This window comes from Kitasatospora sp. NPDC097605 (assembly GCF_040302725.1).
Taxonomy (GTDB): domain Bacteria; phylum Actinomycetota; class Actinomycetes; order Streptomycetales; family Streptomycetaceae; genus Kitasatospora.
Window position 1 is genome coordinate 23,465 of sequence record NZ_JBEOSF010000003.1, and the last position, 22,880, is coordinate 46,344.

The window sequence follows — 22,880 nt, forward strand, 5'->3', positions numbered from 1 at the left end:
CCCACCCCAGGCGTCCCCCTCACGGACCCGGTTCACGGCCGGCCGGTCCGCCCTGCCCTGGTGTCGGTGCTCCCCCTCCTCCCCAACCCTCATCAGGAGTCCCTCGTGGGCGAGATCCACCACGCCAACCACGGCTGGGTGACACCGGCGGCCTCGTACCTGGTCGCCTGCCTCGGCGCCTTCGTCGCCCTGCGCGGCACCCGCTGGGCGCTGGTCTCCACCGGCCGCACCCGGGTGTACTGGCTGCTCTTCGCCTCGGCCTCGCTCGGCGCGGGCATCTGGTCGATGCACTTCATCGCGATGCTCGGCTTCTCCGTCACCGGCGCGGAGATCAGCTACCGGCCCGACCTCACCGTGCTCAGCCTGCTCGTGGCGATCGCGGTGGTCGGCATCGGCGTGTTCTCGGTCGGCTACGGACGGCAGCGGTGGACGGCACTGCTGGCGGGCGGCCTGACCACCGGCCTCGGGGTCGCGGCGATGCACTACCTCGGCATGGCCGCGATGGTGCTGCCCGGCTTCGTCGGCTACGACCGGACCACCGTCGCGCTCTCCGTCGGCATCGCGGTGTTCGCGGCGACGGCCGCGCTGTGGGCCGCGCTGAACATCCGGGGCACCCTCGCGGTGCTGGCCGCCGCGCCGGTCATGGGCATCGCGGTCTGCGCGATGCACTACACCGGGATGGCCGCCGTCTCCGTCCGGCTGCACAGCACGCGGACGGTCGACGACGGGCTGATGGCGCTGCAGTTCATCTTCCCGCTGGTGGTCGGGCTGGGCTGCTTCATCTTCGTCGGCTCGCTGGCCTTCGCGGTGTCACCGAGCCGCTCCGCCGCCGGCGCCCAGCCGATCCTGGTCGGCCACGCCGCGCCGCTCGCCCCGCGCGAGCCGTGACCGGCGCGGGGCGGTGAGCGGCGCGGGGCAGTGACCGGCACAGGGCACTGAGCCACGCGGGCCTTCCGGTGCGTCAGCGCGGGAAGGCCCGCCGCGCCCGCCAGGTGGTGTGCTCGCGCGACACCGCGTCCTCCGCCTCCGCGGCCAGCCGGGCCCAGCGCTGCTCGGCGTCCGGCGTCCGCGGGTCGAGGTCCGACAGCTGGTTGCCGACGTTCTCCAGCTCCCGCGCGGCCAGCTGGTACGCGGCCGCCAGCGGGCGGAGCTGCTTCAACTGCGTCCAGGCGATCACCGACGCGGCCGCCGCCGCGGTGGCCCCGAAGACGTGCACCTGCAGCGCCCCGGTCGCCTGCGCGACGGCCGCCGCCGCACCGATGATGATCAGCGCCGCCACGCCCAGTCCCCAGGTGACCGCCTGCGACTCGCAGGACTCGGCACGCGAGCGGTACCACGTCCGCTGCCCCTCCACCCGGGTGCGCAGGTAGAGCGTCCGCCGCGCGGTCAGCGACTCCGCGCGCACCCGGCGCATCTCCGGGGTGATCTCGGCGACCGACCCGGGCGGCACGATCGCCGGGTCCTCGAACGCCCGCAGCACGTCCTCCACTTGCAGCAGGTAGCCGCGGTCGACGTCCGCCGACTCCGCGTCACCCTCGAACGGCCGGGCCCGCACCGAGTACTTCCAGGCCAGCGTCTTCACCGACTCGGCCGCCGCCCGCGCCTCGTACCACCGCGCCTGCGGATTGCTGCGGCGCAGCCGCGACCAGAAGTACCCGGCCACCAGGAACGCCACCACCGAGAACAGCGGCGTGATGTCGGAGGTCCCCTTGTCGTCCGGCCCGGGCAGCGAACCCACCACCGCCGCGATCACCAGCATCGAGATGAGCCCCCGGTACCAGCGCAGCGTCTGCTGCTGGCCGGACAGCGACGCCTGGTCGGCCGTCCGGAACAACTCCGGCAGCAGCTGCGCCTCGACCCCCGCCGGCGGATCCTGTCTCACCATCGAACCGCTCCCCTCCCCCGTCTCAGGCCGGAGTATGCCCCCCGCCAACTCCCCTACACCGACGCCCTCTTGACATTCCCTCTTGCCCCGCATGCTGGAAACCTCTATAACCGGTTACATGCCCATGCACTGGAAGCTCGTCATCGACGCCACCGACCCGCACCGCCAGGCCGCCTTCTGGGCCGCCGCCCTCGAGTACACCCTCGAGGACCACAGCACCCTGATCTCCGGTCTGCTCAAGGCGGGCGCGATCACCCCGGACCTGCTCACCGAGGTCGACGGCCGGCAGGCCTGGCTGTCCCTCGCCGCCGTGCGCCACCCCGAGGACCCGCACGACCCCGCCAGCGACACCGGGCTCGGCCGGCGCGTCCTCTTCCAGCGGGTCCCCGAGCCGAAGCAGGGCAAGAACCGCCTCCACCTCGACCTCCACCCCGGCCCCGACGCCCGCGCCGCCACCGTCACCCGGCTCGAAGCCCTCGGCGCCACCACCCTCCGCGAGGTCGCCGAACCGGGCGGCTCCTGGACGGTCATGCAGGACCCCGAGGGCAACGAGTTCTGCGTCCACTGAGTCCAGCCGTGTCGAGGACTGAGCACGACGGCCCCGGCCACGACGACGACAGCCCCGCGCTCCGGGGGAGCGCGGGGCCGTCGAAGGCGCGGGGCCGGTCAGAGCAGCCCGAGGGCCGGCATCAGGTAGTAGAAGGCGAAGACGGCGGAGACGGCGTACATCGGGAGCGGGACCTCGCGGCCGCGGCCGGTGGCGAGGCGGAGGATGCAGAAGGTGATGAAGCCGAAGCCGATGCCGTTGGTGATGGAAGCCACTAACGGCTTGGGTAGGGTCTGGCCATGGCTGCATTCACACCGCGCCGCTTCGGGGGCCGCACAGAGCTGGACATAGACCCTGACCAGCTGGTTTGGATCCTGTATGCCCGCGAGTCGGAAGACTCCGAGGCTGGTCAACAAGTTGTTCAGGCGGACGCCTCGGTGATCAGGAAGTCGTCGGCGGTGGCGTCCATCAGGAGTTCGTCGCAGGGACGGCCGCGCCAGTAGCCCGACTGCCGCAGGCGGCCGGCGGCCTGGAATCCGGCCTTCTGATAGGCGGCGACGCCTGCCACGTTCGGCTCCAGGACCTTGAGCCACACCATCCGCAGGGCCGTGTACTCGAAAGCCCAGCGGAGCGTCAGTTCGGTCGCCTCAGCGGCGAAGCCCTTACCGCGCGCCTCCGGGGCGAGGAGGATGACGTACTCGGCCGTCCTCACGGCGGGGTCGATCGAGAGGGTCGTGATGCCGACCGGCGTGTGGTCGTCGCCGGCGACCACCTCGAACTGGGAGTAGTCGCGGTTGCGGCCCTGACCTTCCCAGCCGCCCGCGCGGACCTCCCAGGACTGGGCGACCTGCGTGCCGAAGCCGAGGATGGTGCCGGGGTCGTTCTCCCATCGGTGATAGTCGGCCAGGTGGTCACGGTTGGTCATCGCCAGGCTGACGCGCTCGCCGGGCAGCAGGATGTGAGGGGTGGGCATCAGTGCCTCGTTCCGGGTCGGTCGGTGCGTTGATCGGTGTGCAGTCGCCAGTCTGCTCGGGTTCCTCCACCGGCAGGCCGTGAACGTCGCAGATCCAGGCGTGCAGGCGTATCGGGTCGGTGGCCACGCCGTGGCGCCAGGCACCACCACGGCCGCCGAGCAGGAGAAGGAGGGAGGCCGCCACGCTCTCCTCCAGGCAAGCGACACGGGCGGGGAACGCGCGGGCGGCCCAACGGACCGAGCGCACCGCGAGACCGGCGTGGCGCGCGGTCGGGAGCGGCAGCCGGCCACCGGCCTCGGCGAGGCGTCGAAGGCAGCCGAAGCTTCTGTCCGGCCGGCCTGCCGTGCGCACGGCCAGGGTCGTCGCCACCACGGCCGTCGCCGCCAGCCGCCATGCCCACGGTGGTGGGGCGACCGCCTCCAGACGGGCGGGGGATTCGCGGGTTCCCCAGGAGACCTGCGAGTCACGCAGGACGACCGGCGCCGGCGCCGCGCTGTGCTTCTGTGCGGCGAGCCAGCGGGTGAGCATGTCGCCCGTAAGGAGGACCGTCCGGCCGGTCCGGTAGTCGACGACGACACCCGCGCGGCCGGTCAGTGCGGTACGCGTGTACTTCGTCGGCGTGGGAATCGTCACGGCCTCTCCTCCCAGCGAACCGCCTGTCCGGCCGCGGTCGAGGCCCGGAGCCAGAGTTCCGTGCCGAGAACGGATTCGATCAGGCCCCACGGGATGTCGACGCCGAGCACGGCATGGCCCAGCAGCGAGCGCACGGCCGCCGGACGGATGAGACCGAGGTCGGCGAGGCGGCCGTCCACCAGGTCCAGGACGCGGGCCTTGTTCGCGCGCAGCCCGTGATGGTGATCGGCCGCGAACACCCCCTTGGCGCCCCGCTGGAGGACCCCTTGAGGCAGGAGACCGGTCACGGCGTCGGTCAGCAGCGGCTTGTAGCGGCGTGCGGACCACCGTTGCGTCGCGGGCGTGGCGAGGACGGTCTCCACGATGCGGGCGTCCGTGTAGGGGTTGTGCATATCGATGCCGTGTGCGGCGGCGAGCTGGTTCTCCGTCGCGGCGGTCCGGCCGACGTAACGTGCTTCTCCCAGGAGGTAGCGGTCGGCGTGCCCGAGGGTGAGCGTGTCCGCGTATGGAGCGGTGACGGACCGGGCCAGGTCGAGCGTGTGGCGGGTGAGCCACGGCATCGGCGCCGTCGCACCGCCGAGCTTTCCGGGGTCGCTCCAGGCTGCGGCTACCACTCTCCAGGGGCTCGACCGGTAGAGCCGTGCCCATGCCTGCGCGTCGTCGGCGAGGCGGAGGAGCCGACCCGATCGCGCCAGGTCGGCCATGTGCACCGGGGGCGGCATGAACAGGGAGTCCCCGCCGTCCCCGGTCAGGTGCACGTTCATGCCATCAACCGCCAACAAACTCAGCTGGGCGGAGAGCTGGGCGTGGACCATGGCCGACGGCGCCGGTTCGTCCGTCAACGGGACGGAACCGAGGTCCGCAAAGGGCAGGTGCTCCGGGCCCAGGGGCATGAAGCGGTGGCGGATCGTGGGGAACGCGCGGGCGACGGCGCGGGCGTGGTCGATGTCTCCGCCGCTCTCCCGCCCCTTGGGGTGGTAGGTGAGGCCGGCGACAGGGCCGCACTTGGCGGCGAGCGCCGCGAGGGTACTGGAGTCGAGACCACCCGACAGATCGGAGGACGCCGCTTGTCCGGAAACCCGGATGAGCACACTGTCCTCCAGGTCATCGCGCAGCCGCTGTACGGCGTCGTCCCAGGCCAGGCTAGGCACCCGCCAGAACGGAGCAAAGACGGAAGCACCATGCACGGTGGCGGTCCAGCGGTGTCCCGGCGGTACCTGCTCCACTCCCTTCCAGGCCGACCGGCCGGGAACCCAAGCGGTCGGCTCGGCCAGGTGCGCGGCCAGCCAGACGTCATCCGGCTCGGCACCGATCAGCGAGGCCAGCGCGAGCGCACTCGACGCCCAGACCGAAGTCCCGTCCACCTGCGTGGTGTAGACCGGGGCCGCGCCGGCAGGGTCGGCCCACACCGTGAGTTCGCCGCGGCCGTCGTCGAGGACCAGCGTGTACGCCCCCGTCCAAGCGGTTGCCGCCATGTCCAGGACGCGCAGACCAGTTGAACGGACGAGACGATCAAGGTCCGGGTCCGTGGCACCACACGGGCCGAAAACCGCCAACCGCCTACCGGCGCCCTCCGCCAGGCGTACCCGGGCGTCGACCGACCAGGCCGACGGGCCGCGCCACAACACGCGTGCGCCGGCAGGCGTTCGAGACGTGGTGGCCGGGGTGATTGATCCACCGAACAGGCTCATGCGATCACCTCCAAGGATCGAGCCCGAACAAGGTGCGGCGGCACCCCCGGGGGTCAGGGTGCCGCCGCCGTGCCGTCACCGTCAGGCGTCGTACGGCGCGCGCTTGCCCTCGACGCTGTTGTTGTTGCTGCCCTTCGTCAGGAACGTCGCGTCGCCCAGGACGACGACCTCCTCCTCCTGCTCGGGGTCGAGCTGGACCAGGTTGTCCATGTCGTTCACCTCCCTCCGCTGGTGCAGGGCGTGACGGGTCCGATCCCGTCACGGTGGTGCACCCCCTGACCCCGGTGTCGTCGTCGGGGCCAGGGGAGTCTTGAGGGGACCTGCTTGTCAGGCCGGCGGCTCGTGGTCGGGTACCGATCTCGCGGGATGCGCGAGGCCCTGGTGATCGGCGGCCTCCAGATGGTTCAGCACCGAGGTTCCGAGGAGGAACACGGTGACGACGTGGCCGAGCGCCCGAACTCCGGTAAGTACGGTGCCAACCGGATCTCGATGCTCGCCCCGGTGTCGGCCGGGGATCCCGGATCGGTTCACGGTCACGTCGCCGCCGTCCTCAGCTCGAACCAGACCCACTTGCCGAGCGCGGCCAGATCCACTCCCCAACCGGAGGCGAGGGAGTCCACCAGGCCGAGGCCGTACCCGGACTCCGCCTCGCCTTTCGGCTCCATGCGGCATGGCAGTTCGACGGACGAGTCCCGGACCCCTACACGAACCGACGCCTGTTGCCGCTTCACCGAAACGGAGATCCTCGTGCACCCCGTGTGTTTGGCCGCGTTGGCGACCAGCTCGGTCACCAGAAGCTCAGCCACGTCAGTGAGATGATCGAGCGACCACGCGGCCAGGCTGGTGGTCACCAACTTGCGTGCGAAACCGGCCGATTCGGGGACGCAGGGCAGTTCCACCCGACACCGCCGGTCGCCAGGGAGTACCGCCGGGAGTTCGATGTGCACGTCGACCGGGCTACTGATAGAGGAGGAAGGAAGCACCGTCGAGGCGGAGTTGATCACGCTCATAGGTGCAGCCGTCCTCTCCGTTGGTCACCTCCGGGCATCTCCCGGAGGTGACTCCAGAGTCCCCGAGCGGACGGCTTCGAAATAAGGCCAGCGCGTGTACCCACGATGGGTAAACTCGCGGTCAGTCATCTCACGTGACACTGAGCGATGATCTTCCTGGCGCTGAGGGGCGGCAGCCATGAGCGAGTCCACTGAGCCACAGGGGCTTCCGCGCAGACTGCTCGCGGACCCGGAGATGGTTCTCGCCTGCGCGGAGCGCGACTTCGCGCGGATCTTCCAACTCGCCGCACGCAAAGGCGGGTTCCATCCCTCTCGCATCGCTCGCGCATGCGAGCTGACGCCCAGCAGGGTGGGCGAGGTGATGAAGGGCCGCCCAAAGATCACCAACATGGGCGTCATCGAGCGCATCGCGGACGGCTTACGGATTCCCGGGCGGATGCTCGGTCTGGCCGACCGGAAGTGGGAACAGCCCACCGGCCGTCGCCTGGATCCACCGCCCAAGGTCGAGCCTTCGCGCAGCCCCTGGACAGTGCCCGAGGCCCGAGTCGGGACCGAGCTGGATGACATCCTCGCCATAGCCGCAGGCGCGAGGGTAACGCCCAACGTCGTGCGTTCCCTGCAAGCGTCCATCGAGGACTATTGGCGGCGCGACGACCAGCATGGCGGTGAAGCCCTACGGCCGGCGGTGATCGGCCAGCTCAGGTACGTCACGGGCATCATGCGCGACACCGCGGATCCCAACTACCGTCGTAGCCTCCACGGCATCGCTGCCGAACTCGCGCGCCTCACCGGGTGGACGTACTTCGACGCACGGCAGTTCAACACCGCCCAGGGCTACTTCACCGAAGCACTCCGGTTCGCGCGCGAGATCGGCGACCGCCCGTTCATCGCCAACGTGCTCGCCTGCCTCAGCCTCCAGGCGACCTACCAGGAGCAAGCACAGGACGCGATCACACTGGCTCGAGCCGCCCAGGACAACGCCCGTCTCGACGGCGGTACGCCGAGGCTGCTGTCGATGCTGTCGATGCGCGAAGCCTTCGGCCACGCGAGCGCGCACGACCAGGAGGCGACCCACCTGGCGATCACCAGGGCGCATGACCACTTCGAGCGGATCTCCACCACCGACGACGCCCCCGCGTGGGTCCAGTACTTCGACCACACCAAGCTCACCGTGGACACCGGGATCGCCCTTGGCCAGCTGGGCGATGCGACATCCGCCGAGCCCCTCATCGCCGAAGCCCTCCGGGCCGAGCCGACGACGAACCTCCGAGGCCGCGCGTTCCACAGCTTCTGGCTCGCCCGCACCCAACTCCAGCGGCAGGAACTCGAACTGGCCTGCACGACCGCGACGGCAGCCCTCGACCTAGCGGCGGCCGTCGAATCCCCCAGGGTGGTCGCCCACCTCCAGGAGTTCCGCCAGTTACTCAAGCCCTATCGCGGCCACCCCCAGGCCGCGGAACTGGCCGACCGGATCACCGGCTCCGCCAGGTGATCAGAGCTCCGCTTCGTCGAGCAGCAGGTAGAGCACGCCCACGAGCGTGCCGCTGCTGACGATCTCGCGGCGGTCGATCATGCCGCGCAGCTCGGACAGGGCGACCCACTCGATCCGGTCGGACTCGTTGCGCTCGGTCGGCGGCCCCACGTACTCGACGGCATCGGCCCGGAACACGAAGTGCTCGGAATCGGTGATCCCGTTCGCCGGCTGGGCGTAGATCAACGGCTTGACCTCACCGACCCTCCAGCCGGTCTCCTCCAGCGCTTCGCGGGCCGCGGCCTCCGCCGGGGTCTCCTCCGGCTCGATCAGCCCCATCGGGAGTTCCCAAGCCCAGGTGTTGGTGATGAAGCGGTGCCGCCACATCATGAGCACCTGCTTCTCGCTGTTCACGATGGCCGCGACGGCCAGGTGCCGCAGCTTGACCACGTGGTGTTCCCAGCGGTGCCCGTCGGGCTGCTCGACATCAGCCAGCCACAGGTTCACCCAAGGGTTCTCGTAGATCGGACGTTCCCCGTGGATCTTCCACTGCATAGCCGCGGCCCCTCTCGATGGACCTTCAGCATCGCAGAGGAGGGCGGCCTCAACAGCCCACTCCGGCAAATTCGCGTCAGACTGACGAATACTGGCGGCCCTCGCATGCCGCGACACCGACGGCCCCACACCCATGAAGGTGTGGGGCCGTCGAAAGCTCAGCAGGGGTCAGAGCAGCCCGAGGGCCGGCATCAGGTAGTAGAAGGCGAAGACGGCGGAGACGGCGTACATCGGGAGGGGGACCTCGCGGCCGCGGCCGGTGGCGAGGCGGAGGATGCAGAAGGTGATGAAGCCGAAGCCGATGCCGTTGGTGATGGAGTAGGTGAACGGCATCATCGCGATGGTCAGGAAGGCCGGGATCGCGATGGTGTAGTCGGACCAGTCGATGTCCCGCACGGAGTTGGCGAGGATCAGGAAGCCGACGGTGACCAGGGCCGGGGTGGCGGCCTGGGCGGGGACCATGGTGGCGAGGGGGGTGAGGAAGAGGGCCACCACGAAGAGGCCGCCGGTGACGATGGAGGCGAAGCCGGTGCGGGCGCCCTCGCCGACGCCGGCGGTGGACTCGACGAAGCAGGTGTTGGCGGAGGAGGAGGTCGCGCCGCCCGCCGCGGTGGCGATGCCGTCGATCATCAGGACCTTGTTGATGCCGGGCAGGTCGCCCTTCTCGTCCAGCAGGTGGGCCTCGTCGGCGACGCCGAGGATGGTGCCCATCGCGTCGAAGAAGCAGGACATCAGGACGGTGAAGACGAAGAGCACGCCGGTGAGGACGCCGACCTTCTCGAAGCCGCCGAACAGGCTGACCTCGCCGACCAGGCCGAAGTCGGGGGCGGCGACCGGGTTGCCCGGCCAGGCCGGGACGGTCAGGCCCCAGTTGAGGGCGGGGATGTCGGCGAACTTGTCGATCACCACGGCGACGACCGTCGTCACGGCGATGGAGACCAGGATCGCACCGGGGACCTTGCGGACCACTAGGACCAGGGTGAGCACCAGGCCGAGCACGAAGACCAGGACCGGCCAGCCGAGCAGGTGGCCGCCCGTGCCGAGCTGGAGCGGGACGGTGGTGTGGGCGGCGTCCGGGATGCGGCTGACGAAGCCGGAGTCGACCAGGCCGACCAGGGTGATGAACAGGCCGATGCCGATCGCGATGGCCTTGCGCAGGCCGAGCGGGACGGCGCTCATGACCCGCTCGCGCAGGCCGGTGGCGACCAGGAGCATGATCGCGAAGCCGGCCAGCACGACCATGCCCATGGCGTCCGGCCAGGTCATCTTGGGGGCCAGCTGGAGGGCGACGATGGTGTTGACGCCGAGGCCGGCGGCCAGGCCGATCGGGACGTTGCCGATGACGCCCATGAGCAGCGTGGTCAGGCCCGCGGTGAGCGCGGTGGCGGTGACCAGCTGGGCGCTGTCCAGGTGGGCGCCGGTCATGTCCGTGGCGCTGGCCAGGATGATCGGGTTCAGCACCAGGATGTACGCCATGGTGAAGAAGGTGGCGACGCCGCCGCGGATCTCGCGCGGCAGGGTGGAGCCGCGCTCGCTGATCCGGAAGTAGCGGTCCAGCGCGCCGAACGGGGGCTTCGGCGCGTCGGGCTGGGCGGGCTCGGGCGACTCGGTGGTCGGCTGGGCCACGGGCATGCTGCGTCCTCTGTGGGGGGCGGAGGAGAGGGGGGACCCGCCCGGGAACGACGGTGGCCGGGCGACCCGGTGGGACGGGCACGAAGCACGGTGTCCTGAGCATGCCGCGACCGACCGGAGAGACAAGTATGGGTTCCGCGATCGCTCGTACGCTATCTTCGCGCGTAGAACGAATAACCCGGGTAAAAGTGCAGCCAGTGCCGTACGGAATCGATCGGACGTGCGCCCGCACCGTACCCTAGGCCCCATGCCCAAGACGCCACCGCACCCCTCTCCCCCGCCGCTGGAGGCCAACGACGTCGCCATCGTCGGCGGCGGCACGGTGCTCTGGTTCGTGGCGTTCGTGGTCCTGCTCCCGTTCTGGGGCACGCTCTCCGACCACGGCCACGGCAACTGGCCGTGGATCTGCCTGGCCGGCGGCGGACTCGGACTGATCGGTCTCTGGTACTGCCGGGCCCGCCGGGACGCCATCGCGCGCAGCCGGGCGGCCGCCGCGGCGGAGGCCCGGAACCCGGCCACCCGGTCGGACTGAATAGTCCTTTAGTAGCACGCACCGGACATAAGGCACCCGTAGAGTCGGTGCCATGACGCAGCCTGCGCAGCCCGCCGAGGAACAGCCCGCCGGTGAGAAGCCGGACGGCGCCCACCCGCTCGGCCTGCTGCCCGGGCGGGTCGGCGGGCTGACCGCCGCCGAGGTGGCCGAGCGGGTCTCCCGCGGCCAGGTCAACGACGTCCCGGTCCGCTCCAGCCGCTCCACCCGGGAGATCGTCCGGGCCAACGTCTTCACCCGGTTCAACGCGATCATCGGCGTGATGTTCGCGATCATCCTGGTCGTCGGCCCGCTCCAGGACGGCCTGTTCGGCCTGGTCATCGTCGCCAACACGGCGATCGGCATCGTCCAGGAGCTGCGTGCCAAGAAGACCCTGGACAGCCTCGCGCTGATCGGCGAGGCCAGGCCCCAGGTGCGCCGGGACGGCGCCGCCCAGCAGGTCGCCGTCGGCGAGATCGTGCTGGACGACACCGTGCTGCTCGGCATCGGCGACAAGGTGATCGTCGACGGCGAGGTCACCGAGGCCGACGGCCTGGAGATCGACGAGTCACTGCTCACCGGCGAGCCGGACCCGGTGCTCAAGCACCCCGGTGACCACGTGATGTCCGGCAGCTTCGTGGTGGCCGGCGCGGGCGCGTTCACCGCCACCAAGGTCGGCCGCGAGGCGTACGCGGCGCAGCTGGCCGAGGAGGCGAGCCGGTTCACCCTGGTGAAGTCGGAGCTGCGCTCCGGCATCGACAGCATCCTGCGGTTCATCACCTGGCTGCTGGTGCCGACGGCGATCGGTCTGATCATCAGCCAGCTGGCGGTGGAGGGCCGGGACTGGCGCGAGGCGGTCCGCCGGATGATCGCCGGGATCGTGCCGATGGTGCCCGAGGGCCTGGTGCTGCTGACCTCGGTGGCCTTCGCGATCGGCGTGGTCCGGCTGGGGCGCAAGCAGTGCCTGGTGCAGGAGCTGCCCGCGATCGAGGGGCTGGCCCGGGTGGACACCGTCTGCCTGGACAAGACCGGCACCCTCACCGAGGGCGGCATGGACGTGGTGGACCTGCGGATCGTCGGGGGCGGGGAGCCCGACGATCCGGACGACGGCACCCTCAAGGAGACGGTCCGGCAGGCGCTCGGCGTGATGGCCGGCGCCGACGCCCGCCCCAATCCGTCGATGCAGGCCGTCATCGACGCCTACGGCGACGGCAGCGAGGAGCGGCGCGACGGCTGGCGGGTGATCGAGGCGATGCCCTTCTCCTCCGCCCGCAAGTGGAGCGGGGTGCAGCTGCTGGAGCCGCGCGGCGACGAGGCCAGCTGGCTGCTCGGCGCCCCCGACGTGCTGCTGCCCTCCGGCCACCCGGCGCTGGCCGAGGTGGACGAGCTGGGCGCCCAGGGCCTGCGGGTGCTGCTGCTGGGCCGTACGCCCGTCCCGCTGGACGCCCCGGACCCGGCCGCCGGCCTGCGGCCGCTCGCCCTGGTGGTGCTCCAGCAGCGGCTGCGCGAGGACGCCGCCGAGACGCTGCGCTACTTCGAGGGCCAGCGGGTCGAGGCGAAGGTGATCTCCGGCGACGCGGCCGTCTCGGTCGGCGCGGTCGCCGCCCACCTCGGCCTGCCCGGCGCCGGCCACCCGGTGGACGCGCGCACCCTGCCCGCCGAGCCGAAGGCCTTCGCCGACACCGCCGAGCACACCACCGTCTTCGGCCGGGTCACCCCGCAGCAGAAGCGCCAGCTGGTCGGCGCGCTGCAGTCGCGCGGGCGCACCGTGGCGATGACCGGCGACGGCGTCAACGACGTGCTGGCGCTCAAGGACGCGGACATCGGCGTGGCGATGGGCAGCGGCAGCGACGCGACCAAGGCGGTCGCCCAGATCGTGCTGCTGAACAACTCCTTCGCGGTGATGCCCTCGGTGGTCGCCGAGGGCCGCCGGGTGATCGGCAACATCGAGCGGGTGGCCGGGCTGTTCCTGGTCAAGACGGTCTACTCGGTGCTGCTGGCGCTGCTGGTGATCTTCACCCACTCGCCGTACCCGTTCCTGCCCCGGCACTCCACCGTCCTGTCCACCCTGACGATCGGCGTGCCGGCCTTCTTCCTGGCGCTGGCGCCCAACAACGAGCGCGCCCGCACCGGCTTCGTGCGCCGGGTGCTGCGGCTGGCGGTCCCGGGCGGCCTGATCGCGGGGACGGCCACCTTCACCGCGTACGCGCTGGCCCGCGCCAACCACGCCACCGAGCTGAAGTCGGACACCAGCGTGGCCACCCTGACGCTCTTCCTGGTCGCGATCTGGGTGCTGGCGATCGTCGCCCGCCCGTACAACTGGTGGCGGCTGCTGCTGATCGGGACGATGTGCGGGGCGTTCGCCCTGGTGCTGACGGTGCCGTGGCTCTCCGACTTCTTCGAGCTCTCGCTGGCCGGCACCCGGGACCCGTGGATCGGCGTCGCCATCGCGCTGATCGCCGGGGTGGTGCTGGAGGTGGTCTGGCGGATCATGCGCCGCCGGACCGATGATTGAGCCCGGGACCGGGCGACGGGGGGTGGCCTCGATGGGGCGCAGGGGCGGTGAGCTGGAGGCCTTCGCGGCCTTCCTGGGCGGGCTGCTGGTCACCGGGGTACTGGCCCTGGCGATGGTGGGGGTCGGCGTGCTGGCCGGGATCGACCCCGGGCCGCGGCTGACCAAGGCGGCGGCCGCCGTGCTGACGGCCGCCTGGGTGGTCGCCACGCTCGCGATCTACCTGCGGCTGATCGCCCGCGGCCGGACCCGCTCCGGCACCCGCTCCTGAGGCGGGCGGGCACCGGAGCCCGGTGGCTCAGCCCTCGAAGTCGCGCGCGGCGGACAGCTCGTAGGCGCGGTCCGGCTCGCTGAGCGCGGCCAGCACCTCGAACCGGCGGTGCCACTGCCCGGCCGACCAGGCCAGCCCGGCGGCCAGCCCCTCCGGGGTGGCCGCGTGCAGCAGCCCGGGTACCGGCGGCACCTCGAACTCGTCGTCCTCGTCCGCCTCCTCGGCCGACTCCGGGTCGTACGGCGCCTCCGGGGTGTCGGCCGCGGCGTCCCAGCGCCAGTCCACGGCGGCCTCCTCGCCGTCCGGGCCGACCACCAGCAGCTCCTCGTGCTCCTCGTAGGCGACGGGGCAGCCGGGCAGCAGCTCCCGCACCACGGCCGGCACCCGGTGCAGGGCACCCTGGGAGAGCACCCGGCCGCCGGCCACCTCGCTGGCCAGCGAGACGTGCAGCCGCTCGGCGAGGTCGGCGGCGAGCGCCGGGGCGACCGGCAGCAGCGGGTGGTCGTGCAGCAGCTCCACCAGGTCGGGGGCGTCCGCGACGACCGCCTCGGAGGCGTCCACCACGATCGTGCGGTCGGGGCGGCGGCCGGTGGCGCGGTCCATCGGCGGCACCGCCCGCACCACGTCCAGCGGCTCGATCCGCTCCACCGCGACCCGGGCCAACGCGCTGTGGATGCCGTGCAGCTGGCGGTGCCCGACCTCGGCGACCGGGTCGGTGAGCCGGTCCAGCACCTCGTCCGGCCCGTGCGGCTCGGCGAGCAGCGCGGCCAGCGTGGTGCGCACCCCCAGCGCGTGCAGGAACTGCTCGTCCAGGGTGGTGCGGGCCTCGTCGTACAGGCCGCGCAGCAGCGGGTCGGCGCCGGCGGCGCGCAGCCCGGCGGGCTCCCGGCCGTCCAGCACCGGGTGGTCGCGCAGCCACCAGGCGGTGTACGGCGGCAGGTCGGCGTACGAGCCGTTGGGCAGCAGGGTGCGGACGGGGGTGACGACGGCGTCCCGGTACGGCGGGCGGGCCAGCGCGGCCAGCGCCTGCGGCCAGGCGTCGTCGTCCACCAGGTCCAGGTCGCGGACGGCGAGCAGCTCGGCGGCGACCGGCGGGACGCCCACGGTGTCCCCGTCGTCGGCGTGCAGCGCCTCCAGCACGTCCTCGGCCCACTCGGCGAGGCCGTCCGGCGCCTCGTCGATCAGTCCGGTGGGGTGGCCGCCGGCCGCCCGGTCGGCGGGGGCGGTCGGGTCGAGCCGCTCCAGGTCGTCCGGGTCGAGCACCACGTCCTCGGCGCGGACCAGCACGAACTCGGCCGGTACGCCGGCGGCGGCGAGCACCTCCGGGCCCCAGCGCTCCAGCAGCTCGTCGTCCACCCAGGCGGCGTCGTCCTCGCGCGCCAGCGCGGCGAGCGGGCTGTCGGGGAACAGCAGCTCACCGGCCCGGGCGGGCTCGCCCTCGTCGTCGAGCAGGGCCAGCCGGGCCAGCCAGGGGTGCTCGCCGGGCGCCGGGGCGGCCGCCTTGACGAGCGCCAGCACCGCCTCGGCGAGGTCGGCGGCGGCGTCCGGGTCGTCCTCGGCCAGCTCGTAGGAGCGGGCGACGGCGGCCCGCACCTCGGGCGTGTCCAGCACCCCGGCCGGGGTGGCCGCGCCGGCGCCGAGCTTGGCCAGCAGCGGGTGGGCGGCCTCCGGGTGGGCGAGCCGCAGGTCGAGCACGGCGAGCGCGCCGGCCAGCGACTCGGGGTAGCCGGGGAAGGCGGCCCAGTCGGCGTCGTCGGAGGGCAGCAGCACCCGGCGCGGGCCGGTCACCGTGCGCCCGTCGGCGAGCGGCACCGGCAGCGCGCCAAGCGCCTCCGGGTCGGCGCCGCCGAGCGCCGCGTAGAGGTTGCGCCACCAGGCCGGCTCGCGGTCCAGGCCGCCCAGCTGGTCGACCACCTCGGCGAGCGGGACCCGGCGCACGTTCAGCACCCGCAGCTCGGTGCGGCGCTCCAGGCCGGCCGGCAGCAGGCCGGGGAAGATCGGCGCCAGCGCCTCGACCACCGAGCCGTCCGCGCCCTCCAGCAGCGTGGCGTCCCGGGGCCGCAGCGCGGGCGTGCCCTCCTCGACCGGCGCCGGGTGCGGCAGGAACGGCGTGCCGGGCAGCCGGGAGAGCACGGCGGCGCGCAGCGCGTTGTCCAGCGCGCCCTGGCCGAGCGGGCCGGGCACCAGGCCGAGCGAGCCGAGGTCGCCGCCGCGGGCCCGCAGCAGGTCGGCGTAGGCGTCGGCGGCGCGCTCGGTGAGGTAGTCGGCGAGCGGGCCGGGGGCGACGTGCCGGCGGGTGGAGTCCAGCGGGTAGGAGGCGATCAGCAGCGCGGGCAGGCCGAGCGGCTCGTCGCTGGGGGTGGGCGCGTGCAGCACGGGGGCGATCGCGGGGCGCTGCGGGGCGCCCTCGTCGGAGACCGGCACCGCCCAGGTCACCGTCCAGTACGGGCGGGCGCGCTCCTCGGTGGGCCGGTCGGCGAGCAGGTCGGCGGCGAGCGTGCCGGACGCCTCGGCGGTCTGCCAGACGGTGCGCCGCAGCCCCCCGCCCGCGTCGTCTGTCACCGTCACCTCGGTGATGTTTCGACCCGCCTGCGGGCCCTCCTGACCCGGCGCCGACGGTCGTCGCTCCGTCGCTCCTCCGTCGCTCCCGCGCTCCTCCCTTTCGGCGCCGGCGGGCCCTCCGGCGCGAGTGTCCGGACGCGGCTCGGCGGCCGAGCGGGTCAGCGTGCGGGTGCCCTCCGAGGTCTCCACCACCACCTCGGCCAGGCCGGGCAGGGTGAGCAGCAGCGCGTCGTCGATGCCGGCCAGCAGCCGGCGGGTGAGGTCCTCGGCGGCGGCGTCGCGCAGCGGCAGCACCACCACCGTGTCGTACCCCTCGGGCGCCGGGCCCTCGGCGGCGAACGGCAGGCGCAGCAGCGGCACGTGGCCGTCCCGGCGGCGCAGCTCCTCGGCGAGCGCGGGCTGCGCCTCGGCCAGCGTCCGGGCCTCGGCGAGCGACCAGCGCACCCCGCCGGCCGAGCCGAGCACGGCGGGCTCGTCGGTGACCGCGAGGACGGCGGCGAAGCCGACGCCGAACCGGCCGACGGTGGTGTCGCGCTCGCCGCGCTTGGAGGAGGCGCGCAGGGTCGACAGCGACTCGACGGCGGCGGCGTCCAGCGGGGCGCCGGTGTTCGCGGCGGCCAGCACGCCGTCCGCCAGGGTGAGCCGCAGCCGTCCGGGGCCGTGCCCGGCGCGGACGGCGGCGTCGGCGGCGTTCTGCGCCAGCTCGACGACCAGCCGGTCGCGGTAACCGCCGAGGGCCAGCTCCTCCTCGGCGTTGGCGTCCTCCCGGAACCGGGCCGGGGAGGCGGCCCAGGCGTCCAGCACCCGGCGGCGCAGCTCGGCGCTGCCGAAGGGGTCCGCGTGGTGCTCGTCCGTGCCGCTGCCGATGATCCGAGGTTCCACTGGACCTGCCGCCTTCCGCCGCCCTGTTGTGCCCTACGGGGGCATTCTTCCTTGCCGGAGGGACTGCGCCGGACACGCCCCCGGCCGCAGCGCGCCGGGAGTGCGCCGGGAGCGCGGGCGGGAACGACGGCGGCCCGCCCCACCTGCTGGGGGACGGGCCGCCGGGAGACCACGGGGCTCAGGAGTGGCCGAGCTCCTCGGTGGGGGCGTCCGGCTCGACCGAGCCGGAGAGCCGGTCCGGGTGCAGCGGCAGCGGCTCGACCACCAGCTCGTCCAGGATCAGCTCGGCGGGCGCCGGCGGAGCCGGGATGACGGCCGCCTCGGAGTGCCCGCCGCAGCCGTACGCGAAGGAGACGATCTGGCCGTCGGCCGGGCCGAACTCGTTGCCGCAGACGCCGAAGGCCTGGCCGAGCGTGCCGCCGATCGGGATCAGGAAGCCGCAGCTGACGCAGGAGGCCGGGGCGGACTGCGCCATCGGCGTCTGCGGGCCGTGCGCCTTCTCCCAGCGGTCGGCGGCCAGGTGCATGCCGAGCCGGGAGAGCACCCGGCTGCGGCCCATGCCCAGCTCGTCGGCGACGGCGCTGATCTGGGCGCGCACCGGCGCCGGCTGGATGTCGGGGTCGGAGACCAGCACGTCCTCCTGCGCGGCCTGGGCCACCGCGGAGTTCGGCGCGGGCTCGTCCTCGCCGGTCCAGCCCGGCTCCAGACGCAGGTCGTCGGCGTCGGTGGGGAGCAGGTCCCCGGGGCCCATGTCGCCCGGGCGCAGCCGCTCGCTCCACGGCACCCACTGCGGGGCGAGGATCGCGTCGGCGCCGGGCAGCAGCACGACCTCGTCCAGCGTCACGTTCTTGGCGCGCGGGGCGCGGGCCACGGTGACGGCCCAGTGCCAGCCCCGGTAGGCCGCGTCCAGGCACTCGAAGGTGTGGGTGACGACACGGTCGGCCTCGGCCTGGACACCCAGGTGCGCTCCGACGGTCTCGGCACCGACGGCGTCCTCGGCGGCCTGACGGGCGAGTTCGACGGCCTCGGCACAGAGCCGATCAGGGGTACGGCTTCGCATCGCAGCACTCACGGCGTCGATTCTCTCCCAGTTCTTCTGTCGCCCACGGCGAGTTGCCTGTTCCGTCGCGGCTCGGTGTCCCTTGTCCATTCTGCGCGACCGCGGGCCGCCGCGGATACCGGCCGCGCCGCTCGTCAGGTCCGCCGGCGCCGGTCGGGCCCTCGGGCGGACCCTGGGCAGGCTACCCGCCGGTCGGCCACCCGGCACAGTCCGGGGCGTCCGGAGTGGCTCGCGGACGTCCGGATCGGGAACGCCGGCCCACGGCCGCGCGGCGCGGAGCGGAATCCCGCGTTGTCGTCATGATTCTGGGGCAGGATGGGCTTGTGGCGGACGAGAACCCGTCGCAGCACGCACTGCGCGCCTCGCAGGCCGGCGGCCCCGACGAGGCGAACGCGGTGCCGCGACAGCAGCCTCCGGTCCACGCTGCGGGTGAACCGCAGTCGGTGGACCCGTCGCCACTGCCCGCCGCCGAGGCCGTCGAATCCGCCGAGGCCGCCGAGACGATCGGGGCGCCGGAGGCCGGCCGAACGTTCGAGGCGGAGGACGCGGAGGAGCCGCACCGGCACTTCCTGGTCCGCACCGCCTCCGCGGCCGGCTCCCGCACCGGCAAGGTGGTGCACGGCACCGGCCGCCGGATCCGCCGGGCCACCGCCGCCGAGGGCGCCGGCGAGTCGGGCCTGGCCAAGCTCATCGAGCTGCACGCACTGAACGCCTTCGGCGACATGCTGATCACCGTGGCGCTCGCCTCCACCATCTTCTTCTCCGTGCCCACCGGCGAGGCCCGCGGCCGGGTGGCGCTCTACCTGCTGGTCACCATGGCGCCGTTCGCCCTGCTGGCCCCGGTGATCGGCCCGCTGCTGGACCGCCTGCCGCACGGCCGCCGGGCCGCGATGGCGACGTCGATGCTGGCCCGCGCGGTGCTCGCCTGGACGATGGCCGGCGTGGTGGCCGGCGGCGGGCTGGCGCTCTACCCGGAGGCGCTCGGCGTGCTGGTCGCCTCCAAGGCGTACGGGGTGGTGCGCAGCGTGGTGGTGCCCCGGCTGCTGCCCAGCCGGCTCTCCCTGGTGAAGGCGAACTCCCGGGTCACCCTGGCCGGGCTGCTGGCCACCATGGTCTCGGCCGGCGTCGGCGGGCTGCTGCACCTCATCGGGCCGGGCTGGCCGCTGCGCGGCGCCTTCCTGGTGTTCGTGGCGGGCACCCTGATGGCCTTCCACCTGCCGCACGAGGTCGACTCGGCCAAGGGCGAGCAGCGCGCCGTGCTGCATGCCGAGGAGCACCCGCCGGGCCACCACCTCGGGGTGCTGCACGGGCGCGGCGGCGCCGGGCCCGCCGAGCCGGCGGGCCCCGGGCAGCGGCCCAGGGCCTCGCTGCGCACCGTCGGCCCGTCGGTGGTGCTGGCGCTGCGCGCGATGGCGGCGATGCGCTGGCTGGTCGGCTTCCTGGTGCTGTTCCTGGCGTTCCTGCTCCGCGACGACCCGGTCGGCGGCCTGCGGCCGACCCTCGCGCTCGGCCTGGTGGCGCTGGCCGCCGGGACGGGCAACGCGCTCGGTTCGGTGCTCGGCTCCTGGCTGCGGCCCCGCGGCCCGGAGCTGACGGTCACCGCGATGCTGCTGCTGGCCGGCTGCGCCACGGCCGCCGCCGCGCTCTGGTACGGCACGGTGACGGTGGTGGCGGTCGCCGGGACGGCCGGTCTGGCGGCCTCGCTGGGCAAGCTGTCGCTGGACGCGCTGATCCAGCGGGACGTCCCCGAGTCGGTGCGGACCTCCGCCTTCGCCCGCTCGGAGACGGCGCTCCAGCTGTCCTGGGTGGCGGGCGGCGCGGTCGGCATCCTGCTGCCGCTGAACGGCGCGCTGGGCCTGTCGGTGGCCGCCGCCGTGCTCGGCGCGGTGCTGCTCTGGACGCTCCACTCGCTGCTGCGGCTGGGGCTGCGCACCCGGCCGGCGGCGCCCCGGGTGGCGTGATCCGGGCCCCGGTGGACAACACGCGGTTCCCGACCCCCGCGTAGCGTGATCGCGAAAGCCCGGTAGCCTCTGACGCATGAGCCTCAGCACCCGCGCAGTCGCCGGCCTCGGCGCCGTCGTCGTCATCGCCGCCGGCACGGTCGGCGGGTCCATCGCCTACGCGTCGAACCAGCACGAGATCAGCGACCACCGCGCCACCCTGCTGGTCGGCAACTCCTCGCAGGCCGCCGACCCGTTCTGCTTCAACAACGGCCAGCCGCTGACCGACCAGCAGCAGGAGGAGTGCCAGGACAAGGCCGGCAAGGCCCTGGAGGACGGCACCCTGCCCTCGTCCGACGTGGTCGTCAGCGACCGGATCGGCATCGGCGTCAGCCCGGAGGTGGCGGACCGCGGCTGGTGGGCCAACACCAACGGCGGGCAGCAGGGCCAGGGCGGCCGGTTCATCCTGGCCTCGGCCGCGCGCAACGCCACCTTCTCGGGCTCGGTCCCGGCCACCAAGGCGCTGAACGCCTCGGGCAAGACCCTGGTCACCGTGGTCGAGACCGACCCGAAGACGCCGGACGCGATCTACGCGGTGTGGTACTTCCAGCTGAACACCCAGGACAGCTGACGGTCGTCCGGTGACGGTAGGACTCCCCGACGAGCAGTCGGACCCCGCGCGGGCCCGGCTGCTCGTCGTCGTCGCGGTGCCGGCCGAGGCCGACGCCGTGCTGCGCGGCCTGGGCGCCGACCCGCGGGCCCACCAGGAGCGGGTGGCGCTGCCGGGCGGCGCGCTGGACCGCGTCGCGCACCCCTCGGGCGTGACGGTGGACGTGCTGGCCGGCGGGGTCGGCCCGGGCGCCGCCGCGGCGGCCGCCGCCACCGCGCTCACCGCCGACCGCTACGGCCTGGCGCTCTCGGCCGGGATCGCCGGCGGCTTCGCCCCCCGGGCGCCGCTCGGCGCGACCGTGGTCGCCACCGGCATCGTCGCCGCCGACCTGGGCGCCGAGACCCCCGACGGCTTCGCCGACGTCACCGAGCTGGGCTTCGGGACCGTCCGGCACACCCCCGCGCCGACCGCGGTGGCGCTGGCCGCCGAGGCCCTGGGCGCGGTCGCCGGGACGGTGCTCACCGTCTCGACGGTGACCGGCGGCGCCGCGCGCGCCGCCGCCCTGATCGCCCGCCACCCGGACGCGGTGGCCGAGGCGATGGAGGGCTTCGGGGTCGCCGAGGCCGCCGCCCGGCACGGCGTGCCGTCCTTCGAGCTGCGGACCGTCTCCAACGCCGTGGGCCCGCGCGACCGCTCCGCCTGGCGGATCGGCGAGGCGCTGGCCGCGCTGGAGCGCGCCTTCGCCGCCCTGCCCCACCCCGCGCTACTGAAGGAGGCCGGCCGTGGCTGAACGGCTGAGCATCGCGTACTCGCCCTGCCCGAACGACACCTTCGTCTTCCACGCCTGGTCGCACGGCCTGGTCGCGGGCGCGGACGCCCCCGAGGTCACCTTCGCCGACATCGACATCACCAACGGCCTGGCCGAGCGCGGCGAGCTGGACGTCCTCAAGGTCAGCTACGCCGCCCTGCCGTGGGTGCTGGACGAGTACACCCTGCTGCCGTGCGGCGGCGCGCTCGGCCGCGGCTGCGGACCGCTGGTGCTGACCCGCCCGCAGAGCGGCGACGACCTGAGCGGCCGGACCGTGGCCGTCCCCTCCGAGCGGTCCACCGCCTACCTGCTGTTCCGGCTCTGGGCGGCCGGGGCGGTGCCCGGCGGCCTGGGCGAGATCGTGGTGCTGCCGTTCCACGAGATCATGCCCGCCGTCCGGGACGGCCGGGTGGACGCCGGCCTGGTCATCCACGAGGCCCGGTTCACCTACCAGGACTACGGTCTGCGCTGCCTCGCCGACATGGGCGAGGCCTGGGAGCGGCAGACCGGCCTGCCGATCCCGCTGGGCGCGATCATCGCCCGGCGCTCGCTGGGCGCGGAGCGGCTGCGGGCGCTCACCGAGGCGATCCGCGCCTCCGTCCGGCAGGCCTGGGACGACCCGGAGGCCAGCCGCCGGTACGTGCTGGAGCACGCCCAGGAGATGGACCCGTCCGTCGCGGACCGGCACATCGCCCTCTACGTGAACGAGTTCACCGCGGCCCTCGGCGAGGAGGGGCACGCGGCCGTGCGCGCGCTGCTCACCCGGGCCGCCGCGGAGGGGCTGGTGCCTCCGCTCGGCCCGGGTGCGCTGGACTTCTGACGCCCGCCGGGGCCGTCAGACGTCGAACTGGTCGGCCACCCCGCGCAGCAGCACGGCGAGCTTCTGCCCGGCCGGCTTGGCCGGGTAGCGGCCGTGCTGGAGGCCCGGCAGCACCGCGTCCATCATGGTGATGAGGTCCTGGACGAGCGCCGCCATGTCGTCCGGGCTCTTGCGCTGGGCGGCGGCCACCGACGGCAGCGCGTCCAGCAGCTGGACCTGCATCGCCTGGTCGCCGCGGTGCCCGGCGACCACGCCGAACTCGACCCGCTGGCCCGGCTTCAGCGACGTGATCCCGGCGGGCAGCGCCTTGGTGTGGACGAAGACGTCGCCGCCGTCGTCGCGCGACAGGAAGCCGAAGCCCTTCGTCTCGTTGAACCACTTGACCTGGCCGGTGGGCATCTCGAACAGTCCTCGATGTGGGTGTGAGGGATCCCGGCCCTGGCCGGGGATCACTGGGTGGTGGGAGAGCGGTCCTGCCTCGGGGGCAC

At 73.5% G+C, this 22,880-nt stretch carries 22 protein-coding genes and 1 pseudogene; 10 read left to right on the forward strand and 13 right to left on the reverse strand.

Translation table 11 applies throughout. The annotated features are described in order from the left end of the window. Positions 1-105 precede the first annotated feature (105 nt). Positions 106-888, forward strand: a complete 783-nt coding sequence (locus ABTX81_RS03850; protein WP_350541347.1) for an MHYT domain-containing protein — start codon at positions 106-108, stop codon at positions 886-888. Between the two features lie 73 nt (positions 889-961). On the opposite strand, the gene ABTX81_RS03855 is transcribed toward ABTX81_RS03850, so the two are convergent. Next, positions 962-1,885: a DUF4231 domain-containing protein gene (locus ABTX81_RS03855; protein ID WP_350541348.1), complete on the reverse strand. Its 924-nt coding sequence runs from the start codon at positions 1,883-1,885 to the stop codon at positions 962-964. A 124-nt stretch (positions 1,886-2,009) separates the two neighbouring features. Here ABTX81_RS03855 and ABTX81_RS03860 point away from each other — a divergent pair, with 124 nt between their 5' ends. Then, positions 2,010-2,453, forward strand: a complete 444-nt coding sequence (locus tag ABTX81_RS03860; protein WP_350541658.1) for a VOC family protein — start codon at positions 2,010-2,012, stop codon at positions 2,451-2,453. A gap of 98 nt (positions 2,454-2,551) precedes the next feature. Here ABTX81_RS03860 and ABTX81_RS03865 read toward each other — a convergent pair. The 7 genes and pseudogenes from ABTX81_RS03865 to ABTX81_RS03895 all read right to left on the reverse strand — a co-directional run. Further along, positions 2,552-2,713: pseudogene (locus ABTX81_RS03865) on the reverse strand (NCS2 family permease); the annotation flags it as partial. 140 nt (positions 2,714-2,853) lie between these two features. Then, the gene (locus ABTX81_RS03870) at positions 2,854-3,405 is read right to left on the reverse strand and encodes a GNAT family N-acetyltransferase (protein WP_502892705.1); all 552 of its coding nucleotides are present in this window, start codon (positions 3,403-3,405) and stop codon (positions 2,854-2,856) included. After that, complete coding sequence (locus tag ABTX81_RS03875) at positions 3,344-4,039, reverse strand: lasso peptide biosynthesis B2 protein (RefSeq protein ID WP_350541349.1); 696 nt, start codon at positions 4,037-4,039, stop codon at positions 3,344-3,346. Before ABTX81_RS03875 ends, ABTX81_RS03870 begins: the two co-directional genes overlap by 62 nt. Then, positions 4,036-5,730 carry an albusnodin/ikarugamycin family macrolactam cyclase gene (locus tag ABTX81_RS03880; protein ID WP_350541350.1) on the reverse strand — a complete coding sequence of 565 codons (1,695 nt, stop codon included), beginning with the start codon at positions 5,728-5,730 and terminating at the stop codon, positions 4,036-4,038. Before ABTX81_RS03880 ends, ABTX81_RS03875 begins: the two co-directional genes overlap by 4 nt. An 81-nt stretch (positions 5,731-5,811) precedes the next feature. Next, positions 5,812-5,940, reverse strand: coding sequence for an albusnodin family lasso peptide (locus tag ABTX81_RS03885; protein WP_350541351.1), 129 nt, complete (start codon positions 5,938-5,940; stop codon positions 5,812-5,814). 117 nt (positions 5,941-6,057) lie between these two features. Beyond that, positions 6,058-6,267 (reverse strand): hypothetical protein, encoded by a 210-nt coding sequence (locus tag ABTX81_RS03890; RefSeq protein ID WP_350541352.1) that lies wholly within the window; start codon positions 6,265-6,267, stop codon positions 6,058-6,060. Beyond that, positions 6,264-6,740, reverse strand: a complete 477-nt coding sequence (locus tag ABTX81_RS03895) for an ATP-binding protein (protein WP_350541353.1) — start codon at positions 6,738-6,740, stop codon at positions 6,264-6,266. Before ABTX81_RS03895 ends, ABTX81_RS03890 begins: the two co-directional genes overlap by 4 nt. A 178-nt stretch (positions 6,741-6,918) precedes the next feature. Here ABTX81_RS03895 and ABTX81_RS03900 point away from each other — a divergent pair, with 178 nt between their 5' ends. Beyond that, on the forward strand, positions 6,919-8,232 hold the full coding sequence (locus ABTX81_RS03900; RefSeq protein WP_350541354.1) for an NsdA family TPR-like regulatory protein: 1,314 nt from the start codon (positions 6,919-6,921) through the stop codon (positions 8,230-8,232). Here ABTX81_RS03900 and ABTX81_RS03905 read toward each other — a convergent pair whose 3' ends face one another. Together ABTX81_RS03905 and ABTX81_RS03910 are read right to left on the reverse strand one after the other, a co-directional pair. After that, a complete protein-coding gene (locus ABTX81_RS03905) occupies positions 8,233-8,766 on the reverse strand; it encodes an NUDIX domain-containing protein (RefSeq protein WP_350541355.1) in 534 nt (177 codons plus the stop codon). 168 nt (positions 8,767-8,934) lie between these two features. Further along, on the reverse strand, positions 8,935-10,398 hold the full coding sequence (locus ABTX81_RS03910; protein ID WP_350541356.1) for an NCS2 family permease: 1,464 nt from the start codon (positions 10,396-10,398) through the stop codon (positions 8,935-8,937). A 247-nt stretch (positions 10,399-10,645) separates the two neighbouring features. Between ABTX81_RS03910 and ABTX81_RS03915 the strand changes: the two genes are divergently transcribed. The 3 genes from ABTX81_RS03915 to ABTX81_RS03925 are packed head-to-tail and all read left to right on the forward strand — an operon-like array spanning position 10,646 to position 13,710. Further along, positions 10,646-10,930: a DUF2530 domain-containing protein gene (locus ABTX81_RS03915; protein WP_350541357.1), complete on the forward strand. Its 285-nt coding sequence runs from the start codon at positions 10,646-10,648 to the stop codon at positions 10,928-10,930. Positions 10,931-10,982: 52 nt separating this feature from the next. Continuing rightward, complete coding sequence (locus ABTX81_RS03920) at positions 10,983-13,442, forward strand: HAD-IC family P-type ATPase (RefSeq protein ID WP_350541358.1); 2,460 nt, start codon at positions 10,983-10,985, stop codon at positions 13,440-13,442. A gap of 31 nt (positions 13,443-13,473) precedes the next feature. Next, positions 13,474-13,710, forward strand: coding sequence for a hypothetical protein (locus ABTX81_RS03925; RefSeq protein ID WP_350541359.1), 237 nt, complete (start codon positions 13,474-13,476; stop codon positions 13,708-13,710). Positions 13,711-13,737: 27 nt separating this feature from the next. Here the strand turns inward: ABTX81_RS03925 and ABTX81_RS03930 are convergent, their stop codons facing one another. Both ABTX81_RS03930 and ABTX81_RS03935 read right to left on the reverse strand, forming a co-directional pair. Continuing rightward, entirely contained in the window at positions 13,738-17,154 is a 3,417-nt protein-coding gene (locus ABTX81_RS03930; protein WP_350541360.1) for a sacsin N-terminal ATP-binding-like domain-containing protein, read from the reverse strand. Positions 17,155-17,332: 178 nt separating this feature from the next. Further along, on the reverse strand, positions 17,333-18,214 hold the full coding sequence (locus tag ABTX81_RS03935; RefSeq protein ID WP_350541660.1) for a DUF3027 domain-containing protein: 882 nt from the start codon (positions 18,212-18,214) through the stop codon (positions 17,333-17,335). A gap of 635 nt (positions 18,215-18,849) precedes the next feature. Here ABTX81_RS03935 and ABTX81_RS03940 point away from each other — a divergent pair. The 4 genes from ABTX81_RS03940 to ABTX81_RS03955 all read left to right on the forward strand — a co-directional run bounded on the left by ABTX81_RS03940 (position 18,850) and on the right by ABTX81_RS03955 (position 22,392). Next, the gene (locus tag ABTX81_RS03940; protein WP_502892711.1) at positions 18,850-20,175 is read left to right on the forward strand and encodes an MFS transporter; all 1,326 of its coding nucleotides are present in this window, start codon (positions 18,850-18,852) and stop codon (positions 20,173-20,175) included. A gap of 76 nt (positions 20,176-20,251) precedes the next feature. Beyond that, positions 20,252-20,785, forward strand: coding sequence for a hypothetical protein (locus tag ABTX81_RS03945; RefSeq protein WP_350541361.1), 534 nt, complete (start codon positions 20,252-20,254; stop codon positions 20,783-20,785). 10 nt (positions 20,786-20,795) lie between these two features. Next, a complete protein-coding gene (locus ABTX81_RS03950) occupies positions 20,796-21,554 on the forward strand; it encodes a futalosine hydrolase (RefSeq protein WP_350541362.1) in 759 nt (252 codons plus the stop codon). Next, a complete protein-coding gene (locus ABTX81_RS03955) occupies positions 21,547-22,392 on the forward strand; it encodes a 1,4-dihydroxy-6-naphtoate synthase (protein WP_350541363.1) in 846 nt (281 codons plus the stop codon). The genes ABTX81_RS03950 and ABTX81_RS03955 overlap by 8 nt, the downstream gene beginning before the upstream one ends. Before the next feature lie 15 nt (positions 22,393-22,407). Here ABTX81_RS03955 and ABTX81_RS03960 read toward each other — a convergent pair whose 3' ends face one another. Next, on the reverse strand, positions 22,408-22,791 hold the full coding sequence (locus ABTX81_RS03960; protein WP_350541364.1) for a cold-shock protein: 384 nt from the start codon (positions 22,789-22,791) through the stop codon (positions 22,408-22,410). Positions 22,792-22,880: the final 89 nt, after the last annotated feature.

Bases quoted from the DNA above. Each gene is read 5' to 3' on its own strand.
- ABTX81_RS03855 (WP_350541348.1), bottom strand. From the start codon at position 1,885: ATGGTGAGACAGGATCCGCCGGCGGGGGTCGAGGCGCAGCTGCTGCCG.
- ABTX81_RS03860 (WP_350541658.1), top strand. From the start codon at position 2,010: ATGCACTGGAAGCTCGTCATCGACGCCACCGACCCGCACCGCCAGGCC.
- ABTX81_RS03870 (WP_502892705.1), bottom strand. From the start codon at position 3,405: ATGCCCACCCCTCACATCCTGCTGCCCGGCGAGCGCGTCAGCCTGGCG.
- ABTX81_RS03880 (WP_350541350.1), bottom strand. From the start codon at position 5,730: ATGAGCCTGTTCGGTGGATCAATCACCCCGGCCACCACGTCTCGAACG.
- ABTX81_RS03885 (WP_350541351.1), bottom strand. From the start codon at position 5,940: ATGGACAACCTGGTCCAGCTCGACCCCGAGCAGGAGGAGGAGGTCGTC.
- ABTX81_RS03895 (WP_350541353.1), bottom strand. From the start codon at position 6,740: ATGAGCGTGATCAACTCCGCCTCGACGGTGCTTCCTTCCTCCTCTATC.
- ABTX81_RS03900 (WP_350541354.1), top strand. From the start codon at position 6,919: ATGAGCGAGTCCACTGAGCCACAGGGGCTTCCGCGCAGACTGCTCGCG.
- ABTX81_RS03905 (WP_350541355.1), bottom strand. From the start codon at position 8,766: ATGCAGTGGAAGATCCACGGGGAACGTCCGATCTACGAGAACCCTTGG.
- ABTX81_RS03910 (WP_350541356.1), bottom strand. From the start codon at position 10,398: ATGCCCGTGGCCCAGCCGACCACCGAGTCGCCCGAGCCCGCCCAGCCC.
- ABTX81_RS03915 (WP_350541357.1), top strand. From the start codon at position 10,646: ATGCCCAAGACGCCACCGCACCCCTCTCCCCCGCCGCTGGAGGCCAAC.
- ABTX81_RS03920 (WP_350541358.1), top strand. From the start codon at position 10,983: ATGACGCAGCCTGCGCAGCCCGCCGAGGAACAGCCCGCCGGTGAGAAG.
- ABTX81_RS03925 (WP_350541359.1), top strand. From the start codon at position 13,474: ATGGGGCGCAGGGGCGGTGAGCTGGAGGCCTTCGCGGCCTTCCTGGGC.
- ABTX81_RS03935 (WP_350541660.1), bottom strand. From the start codon at position 18,214: ATGCGAAGCCGTACCCCTGATCGGCTCTGTGCCGAGGCCGTCGAACTC.
- ABTX81_RS03945 (WP_350541361.1), top strand. From the start codon at position 20,252: ATGAGCCTCAGCACCCGCGCAGTCGCCGGCCTCGGCGCCGTCGTCGTC.
- ABTX81_RS03960 (WP_350541364.1), bottom strand. From the start codon at position 22,791: ATGCCCACCGGCCAGGTCAAGTGGTTCAACGAGACGAAGGGCTTCGGC.